Origin of the sequence: Exiguobacterium sp. s75 (assembly GCF_018617145.1) — a bacterium.
Classification (GTDB): Bacteria; Bacillota; Bacilli; order Exiguobacteriales; family Exiguobacteriaceae; genus Exiguobacterium; species Exiguobacterium profundum.
The window spans coordinates 1,734,390-1,749,661 of sequence record NZ_JACSJQ010000001.1 but is presented as its reverse complement, the minus strand read 5'-3'; the positions used below and the strand labels follow the sequence as shown (position 1 = coordinate 1,749,661).

Annotated in this window: 17 protein-coding genes and 1 pseudogene; 11 read left to right on the top strand and 7 right to left on the bottom strand. The window is 48.5% G+C overall.

Annotated features, from left to right (window positions below; translation table 11 throughout):
• Positions 1-9: 9 nt before the first annotated feature.
• The 6 genes from KNO68_RS08910 (at position 10) to KNO68_RS08885 (ending at position 5,253) form a co-directional block, all read left to right on the top strand.
• Positions 10-603, top strand: coding sequence for an FMN-binding negative transcriptional regulator (locus KNO68_RS08910; protein WP_078147615.1), 594 nt, complete (start codon positions 10-12; stop codon positions 601-603).
• Between the two features lie 155 nt (positions 604-758).
• A complete protein-coding gene (locus tag KNO68_RS08905) occupies positions 759-1,790 on the top strand; it encodes an iron-siderophore ABC transporter substrate-binding protein (protein WP_168169901.1) in 1,032 nt (343 codons plus the stop codon).
• Between the two features lie 20 nt (positions 1,791-1,810).
• A complete protein-coding gene (locus tag KNO68_RS08900) occupies positions 1,811-2,812 on the top strand; it encodes a FecCD family ABC transporter permease (protein ID WP_168169872.1) in 1,002 nt (333 codons plus the stop codon).
• Complete coding sequence (locus KNO68_RS08895) at positions 2,809-3,840, top strand: FecCD family ABC transporter permease (protein ID WP_214686190.1); 1,032 nt, start codon at positions 2,809-2,811, stop codon at positions 3,838-3,840. Before KNO68_RS08900 ends, KNO68_RS08895 begins: the two co-directional genes overlap by 4 nt.
• Positions 3,841-4,677 (top strand): ABC transporter ATP-binding protein, encoded by an 837-nt coding sequence (locus tag KNO68_RS08890; RefSeq protein WP_214687506.1) that lies wholly within the window; start codon positions 3,841-3,843, stop codon positions 4,675-4,677. It begins immediately after the preceding gene.
• A 177-nt stretch (positions 4,678-4,854) separates the two neighbouring features.
• Entirely contained in the window at positions 4,855-5,253 is a 399-nt protein-coding gene (locus tag KNO68_RS08885) for a cytidine deaminase (protein WP_012727277.1), read from the top strand.
• Between the two features lie 32 nt (positions 5,254-5,285).
• Here the strand turns inward: KNO68_RS08885 and KNO68_RS08880 are convergent, their stop codons facing one another.
• Positions 5,286-6,230 carry a M23 family metallopeptidase gene (locus KNO68_RS08880; protein ID WP_215112355.1) on the bottom strand — a complete coding sequence of 315 codons (945 nt, stop codon included), beginning with the start codon at positions 6,228-6,230 and terminating at the stop codon, positions 5,286-5,288.
• Positions 6,231-6,329: 99 nt separating this feature from the next.
• Here KNO68_RS08880 and KNO68_RS08875 point away from each other — a divergent pair, with 99 nt between their 5' ends.
• On the top strand, positions 6,330-6,563 hold the full coding sequence (locus KNO68_RS08875; protein WP_214687501.1) for a type II toxin-antitoxin system Phd/YefM family antitoxin: 234 nt from the start codon (positions 6,330-6,332) through the stop codon (positions 6,561-6,563).
• Positions 6,564-6,624: 61 nt separating this feature from the next.
• Here KNO68_RS08875 and KNO68_RS08870 read toward each other — a convergent pair whose 3' ends face one another.
• Complete coding sequence (locus tag KNO68_RS08870; protein ID WP_214687499.1) at positions 6,625-7,362, bottom strand: GntR family transcriptional regulator; 738 nt, start codon at positions 7,360-7,362, stop codon at positions 6,625-6,627.
• A 143-nt stretch (positions 7,363-7,505) separates the two neighbouring features.
• Here KNO68_RS08870 and KNO68_RS08865 point away from each other — a divergent pair, with 143 nt between their 5' ends.
• From KNO68_RS08865 to KNO68_RS14965, 3 genes and pseudogenes are all read left to right on the top strand, one after another.
• A complete protein-coding gene (locus tag KNO68_RS08865) occupies positions 7,506-8,858 on the top strand; it encodes a 6-phospho-alpha-glucosidase (protein ID WP_214685989.1) in 1,353 nt (450 codons plus the stop codon).
• 116 nt (positions 8,859-8,974) lie between these two features.
• A pseudogene (locus KNO68_RS14970) lies at positions 8,975-9,946 on the top strand (PTS transporter subunit EIIC); the annotation flags it as partial.
• A gap of 27 nt (positions 9,947-9,973) precedes the next feature.
• Complete coding sequence (locus KNO68_RS14965; RefSeq protein WP_353047967.1) at positions 9,974-10,483, top strand: glucose PTS transporter subunit EIIB; 510 nt, start codon at positions 9,974-9,976, stop codon at positions 10,481-10,483.
• A 38-nt stretch (positions 10,484-10,521) separates the two neighbouring features.
• Here KNO68_RS14965 and KNO68_RS08855 read toward each other — a convergent pair whose 3' ends face one another.
• Positions 10,522-11,412, bottom strand: a complete 891-nt coding sequence (locus tag KNO68_RS08855; protein ID WP_214685985.1) for a helix-turn-helix transcriptional regulator — start codon at positions 11,410-11,412, stop codon at positions 10,522-10,524.
• Between the two features lie 75 nt (positions 11,413-11,487).
• On the opposite strand from KNO68_RS08855, the gene KNO68_RS08850 reads away from it, so the two are divergent.
• On the top strand, positions 11,488-12,027 hold the full coding sequence (locus KNO68_RS08850) for a dihydrofolate reductase family protein (protein ID WP_214687497.1): 540 nt from the start codon (positions 11,488-11,490) through the stop codon (positions 12,025-12,027).
• A gap of 64 nt (positions 12,028-12,091) precedes the next feature.
• Here the strand turns inward: KNO68_RS08850 and KNO68_RS08845 are convergent, their stop codons facing one another.
• From KNO68_RS08845 to gntK, 4 genes are all read right to left on the bottom strand, one after another.
• The gene (locus tag KNO68_RS08845) at positions 12,092-12,826 is read right to left on the bottom strand and encodes a polysaccharide deacetylase family protein (protein ID WP_214685982.1); all 735 of its coding nucleotides are present in this window, start codon (positions 12,824-12,826) and stop codon (positions 12,092-12,094) included.
• A gap of 53 nt (positions 12,827-12,879) precedes the next feature.
• The gene (locus tag KNO68_RS08840) at positions 12,880-13,350 is read right to left on the bottom strand and encodes a GNAT family N-acetyltransferase (RefSeq protein WP_251024879.1); all 471 of its coding nucleotides are present in this window, start codon (positions 13,348-13,350) and stop codon (positions 12,880-12,882) included.
• 14 nt (positions 13,351-13,364) lie between these two features.
• Positions 13,365-13,646: a hypothetical protein gene (locus tag KNO68_RS08835; RefSeq protein WP_214685978.1), complete on the bottom strand. Its 282-nt coding sequence runs from the start codon at positions 13,644-13,646 to the stop codon at positions 13,365-13,367.
• 119 nt (positions 13,647-13,765) lie between these two features.
• Positions 13,766-15,265: a gluconokinase gene (gene gntK / locus KNO68_RS08830; RefSeq protein WP_214685976.1), complete on the bottom strand. Its 1,500-nt coding sequence runs from the start codon at positions 15,263-15,265 to the stop codon at positions 13,766-13,768.
• Between the last annotated feature and the right edge of the window lie 7 nt (positions 15,266-15,272).

Below are 15,272 nucleotides of genomic sequence, written 5' to 3'. Positions count from 1 at the left end.
GGGTTCGACATGTATATTCCAACTCAATATTCCGTCACAGAGCGAGCTGAGATTTACGCGTTTCTCCATGCCCATCCGTTCGGTACGATCGTGACACATGATGGGGACAAACCGATTGCGACACATGTCCCGTTACGATTCGATGAGGCGAATGGTCAACTGACGACGCATATTGCGAAAGCGAATCCGCAGTGGCGAACGATTGAAAATCAAACCGTTCTCGTCATCTTTCAAGGACCAAACGCTTACGTGTCGGCGTCCTGGTACGGCCATGAGGACGTTTCGACATGGAACTATCAAGCCGTACACGTGTACGGACGTGCGACGATTCTCAATGAGAAAGAATTAGTGGAGGAACTTTCAGGATTGCTCCAAGAGCATGAAGGGGAACGCGAGCATGCGGTGCGTTGGGATGCATTATCCGAACCGGTGAAGCGACAAATGAACGGCGTCGTCGGGTTTCGGATCGACATCACCGATATGCAGGCGACGTTCAAGTTAAGCCAAAACCGAAACGACGTGGACCATGAACGGATCGTATCGGAGCTTGAAAAACAAGATGAACCGATCGCGGACGTCATGCGACAACATCGAAAGTCCTAATAAACCTGTCCTAAAACGACAGGTTTTTTCATTTTTCTATATCGAATAGCAGTTGACACGAAGGAATAGCAAGTCTATACTCATAACTGATAATGATTATCAGTATCGAGAAAATAGAGAAGTTGAAAAAGGAGAAGAAACACGTGAACAAGACAATGAAGAAGTGGTTACATATGTTTATTTTTGCTTCAGCGTTTGCACTCATCTTAGCCGGCTGTGGTTCGGAAGAAGCTGAGAACGCTTCCACGAACGAAGGGACGGAAGAATCAGCAGAAGGTTACCCCATCACGATCGAGCATGCGTTCGGTGAGACTGTCATCGAAGAAAAACCAGAGCGTGTCGCAACGATTTCGTGGGGAAACCATGACGTCGCACTTGCACTCGATGTCGTACCGGTCGGATTCTCAGCTGCGAACTACGGTGTACAAGATGATAGCGGGATGCTTCCATGGACAGCAGAGAAGTTGACAGCGCTTGGCGAAGAGAACCCGAACATCTATCAAGATACGGACGGATTAGACTTTGAAGCAATCGCAGATTCAAATCCCGATGTCATCTTGGCCGCCTACTCAGGCATCACGCAAGAAGACTATGACACGCTTAGCCAAATCGCACCGGTCGTGGCATATCAAGAAACACCTTGGGTCACCTCATGGCAAGACATGGTTCGTTATGACTCACTCGCAATGGGACTTGGTGAAGAAGGCGAACAGTTAATCAAAGACACGGAGCAGTTGATTACTGACAAAGCGACAGCCGTTCCTGAGATTGCTGGAAAGAAAGCCGCTTTCGTCTCGATGAGCGCAGAAGATCTTTCAAAATTCTATATCTATACAACAGGTGATCCTCGTGGTGCCTTCATCGAAGAACTCGGCATGGAGTACCCACAAAACATTGTCGACGAAGCTGAAAAAGCAAATAGCTTCTATCTCGAGCTCAGCAAAGAGAACGCCGACATTTTGAACGACGTCGACATCTTCGTCACATACGGAAATGAAGACACGTTGAAGGCGCTTCAAGCAGACCCGCTCTACAGTAAAGTACCAGCCATCGAACGCGGATCGGTCGTATTGATTGAAGACAACACGCCACTCGCAGCGGCTGGAACACCGACGCCACTCTCGATTGAATATACGATTGATGAGTACGTTTCACGCGTATCGGATGCACTTGCGAAAGTAAAATGATGCAAAATCAGGTGAAACAGATGCATACCCCGAAGTACTTCCCGCTCCTGTTAGTTGGGACGCTCGTACTGACGGTGCTATGCATCGTGGCATCCCTTGCCTTCGGCTCTCGAACAGTCGGGTGGAATGAACTGCTGGACGGTTTATTCCGTCCGGCTGTTCAGTCGTATGAGGCAGACATTGTCCGGGAGCGGGTCGTCCGGACAATTTTCAGTTTTATGTGTGGCGCAGCACTCGGTGTGGCGGGTGCACTCATGCAGTCGGTGACGCGTAACCCAATCGCTGACCCGAGTATTCTTGGGGTCAACACGGGAGCAGCGCTCGCCGTCGTCATTGGCATCGCATTCTTCAACATCGCGACGGCGAGTGCGTTCATCTGGTTTGCGCTCGTCGGGGCGCTATTGACGGCCATTTTCGTTTTCGGCATCGGTTCACTCGGAAGGGGAGGGGCGACCCCGCTCAAACTCGTCTTAGCGGGAGCGGCGACAAGTGCAGCACTATCGTCGCTCGTCATGGCTCTTATGATTCCACGCTCGAACGTCATGGATCAATTCCGTTTTTGGCAAGTAGGGAGTGTCGGTGCGGGAAATCTGGATTCGATTTATACCTTTTTACCGTTTCTTCTAATCGGTCTCGTGATTGCGGTCGTGACCGCACCTTCCTTGAACGCACTTGCGCTCGGGGAGGAGATGGCGAAGAGTCTTGGTGTTCGGACGGGGACATTGAAGTTGACCGCCTCGTTCGCAGGCGTGATTCTGTGTGGGGCGGCGACTGCACTCGCTGGACCGATTGGGTTTATCGGACTTCTCGCCCCACATTTGATTCGACTCGTGCTCGGTCCTGACCAACGCTACCTCATGCCGATGTCTGCCTTAGCAGGTGCCATCATCTTGACTTTCTCGGACGTCATCGGACGTTTGCTCGGAAGTCCAGGTGAACTTGAGGTCGGGATTGTGACGGCGTTCATCGGGGCACCGATCTTGATTCTATTGACAATGAAAGTGAAAGTAAGAGGACTATGATGCAACCAGCGATTGAACAAATCAGACAAGGTCGCATGAAGCGACGCCGTCGTTATGTCGGGATGACGATTCTTTTGACCATCATAGCGGTAGCATTGAGCGGGTTGATGCTCATGTTGGGCAATACGATTTATCCGGTTCAGGATGTCATCCGCGTCTTGCTCGGGGAAGACGTAAAAGGGGCGACGTTCGCCATTGAAGTATTGCGTCTACCACGTATGCTCGCTGGTGTCTTTGCCGGTGCAGCATTTGGTGCTGCGGGAACGATTTTCCAAACGATGCTTCGAAATCCGCTTGCCAATCCAAATGTCATCGGGATCACAACGGGGTCCAGTGCGGCGGCTGTCTTCTGTATCGTCGTCCTACAATCGAGTGAAGCGATAATCTCGATCGCTTCGATTATCGGAGGGCTCGTCACCGTGCTGGTCATCTATTTCCTATCAAAAGGGGCGGCTTTCTCCATCGGTCGTTTGGTGTTAGTTGGAATTGGGATTCAAGCGATGTTAACAGCCGTCATCAACTATTTACTGCTCATCAGCCGACAAAACGATGTCGCGATGGCGATGCGGTGGTTGACAGGAAGTTTAAATGGGGCGAAACTTGAAGAGTTGCCACCTTTAATCATCACGGTACTTATCTGTTTACCGATTGTACTGTTACTCACTCGTCAGCTTGAAATGCTCGAGCTCGGAGAAATGGCGGCGACAGGTCTTGGAATCAACACGAACCAGACCAGACTTCTGCTCATTGTGGCGGCAGTATTCATGCTCGCCCTTGCAACAGCGACAACGGGACCGATTGCGTTTATTGCCTTCTTGGCAGGGCCGATTGCCAAACGGCTCGTCGGAACGAGCCACGCGGGAATCTTGCCGGCAGCGCTTGTCGGAATCATTTTAGTACTAGCGGCCGACCTTGTCGGACAATTCGCCTTCACGGCACGCTATCCGGTCGGTGTCATCACCGGCATCATCGGCGCGCCTTATCTCTTATACTTGTTGATTCGGATGAACCAGAAAGGGGACTTCTAAATGGCATCCATTATGAAAGTGGAACATCTCACCTCGGGATACGAGGACAAGATGATTTTGAACGATATCAGCCTTGAAATTCCGAGCAATCAGATTAGCATCATCATCGGTGCGAACGGTTGCGGGAAGTCGACGCTTTTGAAGACGATGGCACGCCTTATCAAACCGAGTGCCGGTCAAGTGACGCTTTACGATAAGCCGATTTCGAAGATGGCACCGAAAAAGCTAGCGCGTGTCCTCGGGATGTTGCCACAGTCCCCGGTCGTACCAGAAGGGATTACGGTCGCCGATCTCGTCGGTCGTGGTCGTTACCCGCATCAATCCTTTTTAAAGGGCTGGACGAAAGCCGATTACGAAGCTGTCGCCGAGGCGATGGAGATGATGAATATCACGGAGTTCGCGGACCGTCCCATCGACGAGTTGTCAGGTGGACAGCGCCAACGTGTCTGGATTGCGATGGCACTTGCTCAACAGACAGACGTCCTCTTTTTAGACGAACCCACGACGTATCTCGATATCACATACCAGGTCGAGATTCTCGACTTGTTGACGGATTTGAACCGAAAGTACGGCACGACGATTGTCATGGTGCTTCACGATATCAATTTGTCGGCACGTTATGCGGACTATATCTTCGCACTTGATAAAGGGAAGTTGATCGCAGAAGGAAAGCCGTCGGACGTCATCACGTGTGATTTGATCCATCGTGTGTTCAACCTTCGCTGTTCGGTCATGTGTGATCCGGTATCCGGTTCACCGTCCGTGATTCCGATTGGTCGCCATCACGTGCAGACGGAAACGGAAGAAGCGCCCGTCGCACAGCTTGAATTGGTATAACTGCGTATAGACAGTCAAGAAGGGATGAGCGCTCCTTCTTTTTTGTTTATTCATGAAAGCGTTTGTAAAAAGTCATTGACTTCTCTTTGGGGTGGGTGTATGCTAAAAATCCTGCCCAAAATGAGAGGCATGGGGACTGGCATCAGTTCATTCGATATTTGAGAGGAATGACTTAAGATGAACCAACAACAATTAGTCGAGCGCGCACGCCAATTGAAGGACAATGCGTATTCACCATATTCGAAGTTCCGCGTCGGGGCGGCACTTCTCATGAAGGATGGTACGGTCATCGACGGCGTCAACGTCGAGAACGTCTCGTTCGGAGCAACGAACTGTGCAGAGCGCACAGCCATTTTCACAGCGGTCGCAAAAGGATACAAAAAAGGTGACTTCGAAGCGGTTGCCGTGTCTGGGGACACGGAAGACTTCTTGCCACCATGTAGTATCTGCCGTCAGGTCATGGTCGAGTTTGGCGATCCTGACTTCAAAGTACTTCTCACAAACGGCAACGCCGATGTGAAAGAAGTGACGCTTGGGGAGCTCGTCCCACTTGCGTTCACCGATTTGGATATGTGATGTTGGGCCCCTCAGATTTCTGAGGGGTTTTCTTATCCAAAAAAGCGAAAAAATAATCGCGGAATGGCTTGAACAATGTAAAGAAGCAGTTCTGAAAAATCGAGGGCTGCAATTCCATACGACCATCCCTCTTCCTCACGAGAGGTGACTACTTTTCCACGCACAGGTCGCAATCGACCTTTCCATCGAATCGGGAGGGCGGTCGCGCTGTCCACATCTGGGTGATTCATGACACGCATATGCAAGCGTGGCTCAGGTGTAATTCCGGAACGCCCACAGCGCCCAATCAACTGTTTGGTTTTGACCGTATCTCCCACATTCACGGCAATGGAACCATTCTCTAGATGGGCGAGAAGGCAATATTCATCGTTCGCATGTTGAATGATGACGTGATTACCGAATGGATGATCAGCATCTAGTTCGTCTGACAACCCATCCACGACTTGATGAATTGTCCCGTGTAATGGAGCAATCACTCGTTCTCCAAACGCATACGAGCCATCCATCCCGATTTTTCTACGATTGTAAGGTTGTTGCTCTTGTGTTTTCAAAAAGTCATAGCCATCACGCTTTTTTCGGGTTGGATCATGATGATACATTCCGAGGGTTGTCCCTTCTGAGACGACGAACCACTGCTCTTTGAATGGAAGGTGGTATTTGTTTTTCGTGAAAGGATTGGTCTCTTTTGAAGAGGATGTGACCGTCATCTGAATGGATTCAACCTGATTCACGCGATTGAATTGAACGGACAATAACTTTTCTTTTCGGAAATCCGACCACAATGCATACCGATTCCCGTTCAACATCATCTCATTGAGCAGACGATAGCGCCGAATTCCATGATGAAACGAAGACGCTTCGTGATGAAACATGGCCATGGAACAATGAGATTTGCAAGAATCGGTCATTTGATGATAAATGTCATCGAACTGACCGTCTTTGAATAAGTGAATGAACTGTTTGTTCTGGTGATGCATGTGCATACCGCCTTTGTTGATGATTGATTGGTCTTTTATACGGATGTAGAAACATAGATGTTTCGTCATTCATAAAAAATCATAATATAATGGACATAAATGAGGAGTGATGTGAATGTCTACGGTTCCATACCGGAAAGCGAAAAAAAGTTGAACCACTTGCTTCATCAAGTATGTGAAAATGACGAGACGATTTTCATCTCGAAAGAAGGCAGGAAGAATGCTGTTATCATTTCTGAACGAGAATATAATAGCTTGTTAGAAACCATTTACCTGACGAGCAGTCCAAAAAATGCTGAGCGTCTATTTGAATCCCTAAGGCAGCTTGAATAGCATTAGTCTAATGTTGAAACATATGAGTTTGCATTAACAAACACCCAGTGAATCGTTGAATTCACTGGGTGTTTGTTGTTTCATGTCTTCGACCGGCACGGATGATAAATCGATACTCTTCACTCTTGAAATACGTTTCGGTGAACTCAAAGCGATTGCCATCCATGAGAAACGAATAGAGTTCGACTTTGAGTATCGGTGTTCGATCGCTCACCTCGAGCATTTCAGCAATTTCTTTCGTCGGCAAGACCGGGATAAATTCCTGAACACTGTCTGCAATCTTCAGGTTTTTGACATTTTCAATGTAATCATACTTCGACCGTGTCATTACCTCATACGTTAAATCGGGAAATAATTGGAGTGGAAGATACGTATCTTCGACGATGAGCGGTTCTCCGTTTGCAAAGCGTAACCGGCGAATATAGTAGACAAGAGCGTCTTCATCAAGCTCGAGTATTTCCTTTATTTTTTCAGTCGGAGGTTGAACGGTGAAAGTAAGTACTTTACTCGTGACGTCCTTTCCTTCCCGTTTCATGTCTTCAGTGAAACTTTTTAATTCGTACATATTATGTTCAATCTTTTCGGATTGTACATATGTGCCGCTCCCTTGTCGTTTCCAAAGCAATCCTTCTTCTTGAAGTAGTTTGACGGCTTGTCGAACGGTGACTCGACTCGCTTTAAATTTCTCGACGAGTTGTGCTTCTGTCGGAATTGCTTCACCGGGCGCCCAATCGCCGGTCTCGATAAACGTGCGCATCTCCTGAGCAATCCGCTGGTATAGCGGAGATTTAGCTTTCATGTAGATAACCTCCTGATTGTATGCGTTCCTTACTCATAGTATACAAAAATAAAACGTTTTAAAAAAGGTGTTGACGGTTCAGATAATATGTATTAGATTTGTATTGTAATCAATTAGATATGTATTGAAAGGGGAACGCACACATGAAAACACCACAGCGTCTCGTAGTCGTCGGTGGAGGTAGTACGTACACAATCGGCATGATCATGAGTTTGATTAAGGAAAAAGAACACTTCCCACTTCGTTCTATCACGTTTTACGATACAGATGAATTACGTCAAGAACGTGTCGCGAAAGCGAGTGAAATCATCTTGCGTGAGCATTATCCAGAACTCGAGTCGTTCGAATATACGACGGACAAAGAATATGCTTTTAAAGATAAAGATTTCTTCTTCGTCCAAATTCGGACAGGTGGTTTGGAAATGCGCGAAAAAGATGAGCAGATTCCGCTTCGACATGGCGTGGTGGGACAAGAGACGTGTGGACCGGGCGGAATGTCATACGGGATGCGCTCAATCGGAGATATGATTGAACTCGTCTCTGACATTCGCACCGGCTCACCGAATGGCTGGATCTTAAACTATACAAACCCGGCTGCAATTGTCGCCGAGGCGCTCAAACGTGCATACCCGGACGATCAAAAAATATTAAACATTTGCGACATGCCGGCAGCAATCATGGTGAGCTATGCGAAGATTCTCGGTAAAGAGATTTGGGATCTCGTTCCGGAATATTTCGGACTCAACCACTTTGGTTGGTTCACAGGTATCTTCGATAAAGAAGGAAATGAATTGACTGAAGATATCAAACGCGCCATTTTAGAAGACGGTTTCATCCCGGAAGATTCGGAGATTGCGAATGACCCATCGTGGATCAAGACGTTTAAACAAGTAGAGAAGATGCTGACGGATTTCCCGGAGTACTTACCGAACACGTACCTTCAATATTATTTATATCCATCTGACATGGCAGAAAAAGAAGATGTCACGAACACACGGGCACGGCAAGTAATCAATGGACGTCAAGAGCGTGTCTTCTCGATGTGTGATCAGATTATTCAAGATGACTCGCTCGAAAATGTTCACCTTGAGGTCGATATCCACGGCTGCTATATGATTCGGGTCGCTGCTTCGCTAGCCTATAATAACGGTGATATTTTCATCGTCATGGTGAAAAATGAAGGGATTATTTCGAACCTGCCGGACGATGCGATGGTTGAAGTGCCTGCGATGCTTACCAATCGTGGACCGAAACCATTCGCAGTCGGAAAGATTCCTCGTTTTTACAAAGGAATGATTGAAGGACAGCTTGCTTACGAGCAACTTGTCGTCGACGCATACTTCGAAAACAGTTATGAGAAGGCACTTCAGGCGTTGACACTAAATCGTACAGTCATCGATGCACCAATAGCTCGTCGAATCTTAGATGATTTGATTGAGGAAAACAGAACGTACTGGCCGGAATTAAAATCGGGCGAGACAGTAGCAATACGGTAACTAGAGAGGGGAGGCAATCCCCTTTCTCATTGTTCAGATTGATAACGCTTACAAGATGAGGAGTGAATCGAATGAGTCAATAGTTTGGAGTTTTTCAAAAGTTCGGAAAGGCGCTCATGGTACCGGTCGCTTTATTACCGGCTGCCGGAATTTTGCTAGGACTAGGTGCGGCACTCACGGGACCATTAGCCGATAGCTGGACGTTTTTACAGAATGGAACAGTAGAAGCGATCAGTGCTGGAATGTTACAAATTGGTCTTAGTATTTTTGCGAACTTACCAATCATTTTTGCAATCGGGGTCGCAGTTGGTTTGTCAGGAGGATCAGGGATTGCCGCACTCGCAGCACTCGTCGGATATGTCATTATGAATAAGACAATTTCAATCTCCCTCGGCATCACGGCAGAAATGGCTGCCGAGAGTGGAGAATATGGCATGTTACTCGGTATTCCTTCCCTTGAAACCGGTGTACTCGGAGGGATTGCGGTCGGATTGCTCGCAGTATGGGTGTATAAAAAGTTCCATACGTTCAATCCACCAGAAGTGTTGGGATTCTTTGCAGGTGATCGTTCTGTCGGAATTGTAATGGTCTTCTTCTCGATTTTACTTGGATTTGTCATGATGCTCATCTAGCCGCCAATCCAATCGACACTCACTTCAATGGCAAACGTCATCGCGAGTGATACGACCAATCCTGCATATGTTGGGTTATATGGAATGTTGGAACGATTATTGATTCCGACAGGATTACACCACATTTGCTATGCCCCGTTCCTCTGGACATCTCTCGGTGGAACGGCAACGGTCGGTGATGCGGTCGTGAACGGTGATCAGTATATTTTCCTTGCTCAAATCGCGGAAGGTGTCGAAGTGACGGCGGGACGTTTCATGTCTGGTAAGTTCCCAATCATTATGTTCGGTTTACTCGGGGCGGCGCTTGCGATGTATCGTCAGGCCGATCCGCACAAACGTCCTGTCGTTCGAGGCTTATTGATTGCAGCAGCCGGTACAGCTTTTCTAACAGGAATCACAGAACTGATTGAATTCACTTTCTTATTCGTGGCACCTGTCCTGTATGTCATTCATAGTGTATTGACGGGAATTTCTTTCGCGCTCATGTATGCGCTCGATACACATATCGGTTGGGCTGGAGGATCAGGGTTGATTGACTATATTTTAGTGAACGTTTTACCAGGTACACCACGCTGGTGGATGAATATCGTCGTCGGCATTGGTTTCTTCATCGTTTACTATAGTATCTTTACTTTCGCTATCAAGAAGTGGAATTTGGCAACACCAGGGCGTGGCGGACAAGAAGCGAAACTGTTTACGCGTAAAGACTACAATGATAAAAAGTCAGGTCAATCAGTGATTCAAACGACAGCACTTGCGATTGAAGAGGCACTTGGGGGACGAGAGAACATCCGTGATATCGATGCATGCTTCACACGACTTCGTGTTGAAGTAAGTGATGTTTCTCAAATCAATGAGGATGAACTAAAAGCACTCGGAGCAGCTGGAGTCGTCAAAGTGAAAAATAACATTCAAGCGATTTTTGGAGGTCGCTCTGATTTATACAAAAACGAATTGCTACGTATTCATAAGGAAATGGATGAAGCAAATTGAAATCGGGCTCAACCGCATGGGTTGAGCCTTTTCAGTTTTCATACGTATAATGTTACAAGACGTTCCGCATGCTCCTTCATCATCTCCCGCAACGCATGCGGTGCCTTGACCTTCACTTCGGCTCCGGCCTTCAACAGCTGTCTCGACAAAAACGGCAGCTCTTCTTTAGGTACGTCCCATTCATTCTTCTCTTCGATATCGGGTAATACATCTTCAAGTAAACGACGACCGAGTGACGTCAGCTCGAGTTGAACGGTCACACCGCCCCGTTCATCACTTCTCTGAAGCAAGGTCACCAAATCCTCGGACTCGAACGATTCCTCGAGCACTTGGACCGCTTCGATGCGATCAATCCGATATTGACGGAATCCGAGTTCGGAGAGCCCGAAGACATACCACTTTAAGTCAAGGAGTGCCATACCGACCGGTGCGATGGGGAACGTACGTGATCCGTTCGTCGATCGATACGTCATCTCGATCTTGTTTTTGCGCTCGACCGCCTGATAGATGTCCTTTGTGAACGGCGCTTTTGGAATTTGTTTGTTTCCAAGCCAGAGAATGTTTCGCTCCAATCGTCGAATTTTCGACTCTACGTCATGTGGTAACTCATTCACGTACCAATCGGACAACGTACTTCGTATGTCCCCGAACGGCACATCAGGAATGTGTTCCATCCATTTGAGCGTGAGATAGAGTGCGACGGCTTCTTGTTCGCGGAGATGGAGCGGGGGCAATAAACGATTCGGCAACATTTCATAGCCGCCCCCAGTTCCAGGAACACTCCAAATCGGATAACCGAGTTCTTCGAGCGAGAGCATATCCCGTTGAATCGTCCTAATGGAGGCGCCTGTCTCTTGGGCCAGTTCTTCCGCCGTGAAACGTCGTCCGCGATTGAGTAGCCGAATCAGTTGCAAGTGTCGTTTTTTCATATCTACCATTCCCGTCATCTTTTGTCGTGTTTGTTCGTTAAGCTGAATGTATCACGAATCAAGGAGGAACACATGATGCCGAATGTTGTGTTATATATTGCGATGAGTTTAGACGGAAAGATTGCCCGGTCGAACGACCAACTCGATTGGTTGTTCGCTGTAGAGGGGGATGGGGACAACGGCTATGCTGATTTTTTCAAGACCGTTGGTGCTGTCATCATGGGACGGAAGACGTATGAGGAAGTATTGAAGTTAGAACAAGGAGAGTATCCGTATCCAGACATCCCGAACTACATTTTGACACGTCAGGCTGACCGTGAGGCCGAGCATGTCACATTCACGGACGAACCAATCAAAGAACTCATCAATCGGTTAAAGCAAGAAGTTGATCAAGATATTTGGCTCATCGGCGGGGGAGAAGTCATCAAAGCCGCGATGGAACATGATTTGATTGACCGCTATGAGATTGCGATTGCGCCGGTCGTGTTAGGAGGGGGAATCCCTCTTTTCCTAGAAGGCACGAAAGAAACGAAGCTTCGACTGACGAGTCACCACGCCTCCGGTCAATTTGTGATGGTGACCTATGAACGACAAATGAGCATCGAGTCCACATAAGGGCTCGATTTTTTATAATTCATCTCATTGTATAAAAACTGCAGACCATTAAGATGATCTGCAGTCATGGGGTCGCTCGTTCGCTTAAATGCGGTTCCCATACATCAGAAAAGTTGTGAACCGGTTGGACACCCTCTAACGTACGGAATTCATAATCTCGTTCTTTCGCATAACGAATGATTGTATCGAGTGCTTTCGGCGTCATCGAGTGATCGTGCGCTAAAATAATCGAAGCAATATTGGCGGCGCGATTCGCTTCGAGTCGGTCGAATACACGTTGCTCGACACGGGCATTGTCTTTCTTATACACATGGTCGAGACTACCGACGTTCCAGTCCCAAATCTCAAAACCGGCATCGGTCATCGCCTGCCAGTGTGCGGGTGACATGCCGGCGTCGCTCCCATAAATGGTGCGGGCCATGTTCGTATGAATGCCGGTCACTTCATAGATAAGTGCTTGTACTTCCTGCATCTGAAGCACGGCCGTCAACGGTGTTTCATAAAATTCATCCCGGTCGTGTCGCATCCCGTGTAAGGCAATCAAATGACCTTCCGCAATGATGCGGTGAAGCAGATGCTCATTTCCTTCGATGTTCTTTCCGAGGATGAAGAAGGTTGCCTTCACTTGATGTTTCTTCAAGACATCGAGTAGCTTTCCCGTTTTCCAGTTCGGTCCATCATCGAGCGTCAAATAGATGAGACTCGGGTCGTTATAGGCCTTCGGCTCCGGAATCGCAGCCTGTGACAAAGACCCAATCAGTAGAAAGATCGACATGAGCAAAAGAACGCGTTTCATCATTCCATTCAAAACTCCCTCAAATCAAAACCAAGCGACATGTGATACATACTTTATCATATGTTGGAGACATCGAGACGATAAATCTGTTCGTCAAGCTCTGTCTCGAAAAAGGTGAAGTTCAATTTCTTCAATAGCGCGATGGATGCCGCGTTCGTCCCAAGCACACCGGCTTTGAACTCTTTCGCTCCTTGGTAAGTCAAGTGACGAATCAATTCCGACATCACTTCAAATGCATAGCCTTGCCGAGCGCGCGTAGGGGTAATCGTGTAGCCGATCCAATGCGTCATACCTTCTTGCTGGATATACACGTCCCCAATCAATTCATCGGTCGCTTGGTCGATGATGGCGAGTTGCATGCCGTGTTGAAGTGATTGTGCGCCGATTAGGGCGTTCTCGTATTCTTCAAAGCTGAGTCCTTTGAATGACTGATCTTTCATCCAATCCAAGTCATTCCGGTAAATCATGAATGATTCGATGTCTTGGCGTTCGAATGGGCGGATGAGGCAACGGGTTGTCGTGATCATGGTTGTCTTACCATTCAAACCAACTTCTTTTCTTTTTTGAAAAGACCAATCAATAGCAACGCCAGACCACTCAAGAAAATCACAGGGAAAATAAACCACATGATCAATCCAGCCCATCCGTTCTGTACACTGATTGCGTACGAAAGGCCGATGGAAAACGCTAAGGCTGGTGATATAGGAATCATAAGAGCGATTCCCCATATTTTCAATTTTGTGTTTCGTGCTTCGCCGGTACTGAACCAATATGCCACGAATGCACCTAGACCTGCGATGAGATATCCGATTGCAATCGCCATTTAATCAATCCATTCTTCGATACGATGATTGTTTGACCTCGTCCTTAATTTCCGTGTATATCACGAAAAATCCTGTCATAAATCAAAAAGACCGAGCCCTTCAAGGACTCGGTTTGACATCATACATGCTTCCGCTGAAACGCTGAAATCGCTTCATACTCTTCAGACAAATGGCGCGATAAGCGAATGTAGATCGGCAAAAGTTCACGATACACATTCGTCGCTTCCATGTCCGGTGTATGCTCATGGGTCACTTGCGGTACTTCTTGGAACTCCTCGATGTCCCCGAAAGCGTATTCCCCGAGCATGACAGCCCCGAGACATGAACTTTCATGACTCTCCGGCACGACGACCGGTGTATCAAAGATGTCTGCCATCATTTGACGCCAGAGACTCGACTGGGCAAACCCCCCCGTCGCATGGATGCGGTTCGGGGCGCCCGTCAACTCATCGAGTGCGAGCATGACCGTATAGAGGTTAAAGATGACTCCTTCCAATACGGCACGGATGAAATGTTCGCGCTTATGGTGAATGCTGAGCCCGAAAAATGAACCGCGGGCGTTTGAATCCCAGAGCGGAGCCCGTTCACCCATCAAATACGGATGGAACAACAGTCCGTCGGCACCCGGTTTGACCGTCTCGGCGATTCGTGTCAACACATCGTACGCGTCGATCCCGAGTCGTTTCGCCGTCTCGACCTCACTTGCTGCGAACTCGTCACGGAGCCAGCGGAGGATGATGCCGCCGTTATTGACCGGTCCACCAATCACCCAATGCTTGTCCGTCAGCGCATAACAGAAGATGCGACCTTTCGGATCTTCGACCGGTTCCGAGACGACCGTCCGGATGGCGCCGCTCGTCCCGATGGTCACGGCGACGACGCCTTGTTCGAAGGCGCCGACCCCGAGGTTCGAGAGCACGCCGTCGCTTGCCCCGATGACGAGCGGGAAGTCCCAGCCGAGCGTCTCGGTCACCTCAGGTGTCACCGGTAAAATCTCTGTCGTCGGCACGAGTTCAGACAAGCGCTCTGGTGTCACACCGGCGACATCAAGTGCTTCCGTGTCCCAGTCTCGTTGCTTTAAATTGAAGAGTCCGGTCGCCGAGGCGATGGAGTAGTCAACGACGAAGCGACCCGTCAAGCGATAGAAGACATACTCTTTGATGGAGACGAACTTGGCTGTCTGTTCAAAGACGTCAGGATGTTCTTTTTTCAACCAGCGCAGTTTCGACAGCGGTGCCATCGGATGGACCGGGGTGCCCGTGCGCATATGGAGCGCACTCGCATCAACATCGCGTTTGATTTCTTGCGTATATGGATTCGCGCGACTGTCGGCCCACGTGATGCTGTTCGTGAGCGGACGTCCTGATGCATCGAGCGCGATTAAACTGTGCATCGCCGAACTGAACGATGCGAAGCGAATCGGACCGTCCGCTTTGGCGCGGACCGCCGAGACAGCTTCGAGCACGGCCCCATAGATGACGACCGGGTCTTGCTCGGCCGTCTCCGTATCGGGCGTGAGAAGCGGATACAACACGTTATGTACCGCCAGTTGTTGATGACCGTTGAACAGGACGGCTTTCGTACTCGTCGTCCCGATATCGACCCCAATCGTAAACACACAATCA

Bases quoted from the DNA above. Each gene is read 5' to 3' on its own strand.
- KNO68_RS08910 (WP_078147615.1), top strand. From the start codon at position 10: ATGTATATTCCAACTCAATATTCCGTCACAGAGCGAGCTGAGATTTAC.
- KNO68_RS08905 (WP_168169901.1), top strand. From the start codon at position 759: ATGAAGAAGTGGTTACATATGTTTATTTTTGCTTCAGCGTTTGCACTC.
- KNO68_RS08900 (WP_168169872.1), top strand. From the start codon at position 1,811: ATGCATACCCCGAAGTACTTCCCGCTCCTGTTAGTTGGGACGCTCGTA.
- KNO68_RS08895 (WP_214686190.1), top strand. From the start codon at position 2,809: ATGATGCAACCAGCGATTGAACAAATCAGACAAGGTCGCATGAAGCGA.
- KNO68_RS08890 (WP_214687506.1), top strand. From the start codon at position 3,841: ATGGCATCCATTATGAAAGTGGAACATCTCACCTCGGGATACGAGGAC.
- KNO68_RS08885 (WP_012727277.1), top strand. From the start codon at position 4,855: ATGAACCAACAACAATTAGTCGAGCGCGCACGCCAATTGAAGGACAAT.
- KNO68_RS08880 (WP_215112355.1), bottom strand. From the start codon at position 6,230: ATGCATCACCAGAACAAACAGTTCATTCACTTATTCAAAGACGGTCAG.
- KNO68_RS08875 (WP_214687501.1), top strand. From the start codon at position 6,330: ATGAGGAGTGATGTGAATGTCTACGGTTCCATACCGGAAAGCGAAAAA.
- KNO68_RS08870 (WP_214687499.1), bottom strand. From the start codon at position 7,362: ATGAAAGCTAAATCTCCGCTATACCAGCGGATTGCTCAGGAGATGCGC.
- KNO68_RS08865 (WP_214685989.1), top strand. From the start codon at position 7,506: ATGAAAACACCACAGCGTCTCGTAGTCGTCGGTGGAGGTAGTACGTAC.
- KNO68_RS14965 (WP_353047967.1), top strand. From the start codon at position 9,974: ATGTATGCGCTCGATACACATATCGGTTGGGCTGGAGGATCAGGGTTG.
- KNO68_RS08855 (WP_214685985.1), bottom strand. From the start codon at position 11,412: ATGAAAAAACGACACTTGCAACTGATTCGGCTACTCAATCGCGGACGA.
- KNO68_RS08850 (WP_214687497.1), top strand. From the start codon at position 11,488: ATGCCGAATGTTGTGTTATATATTGCGATGAGTTTAGACGGAAAGATT.
- KNO68_RS08845 (WP_214685982.1), bottom strand. From the start codon at position 12,826: ATGATGAAACGCGTTCTTTTGCTCATGTCGATCTTTCTACTGATTGGG.
- KNO68_RS08840 (WP_251024879.1), bottom strand. From the start codon at position 13,350: ATGATCACGACAACCCGTTGCCTCATCCGCCCATTCGAACGCCAAGAC.
- KNO68_RS08835 (WP_214685978.1), bottom strand. From the start codon at position 13,646: ATGGCGATTGCAATCGGATATCTCATCGCAGGTCTAGGTGCATTCGTG.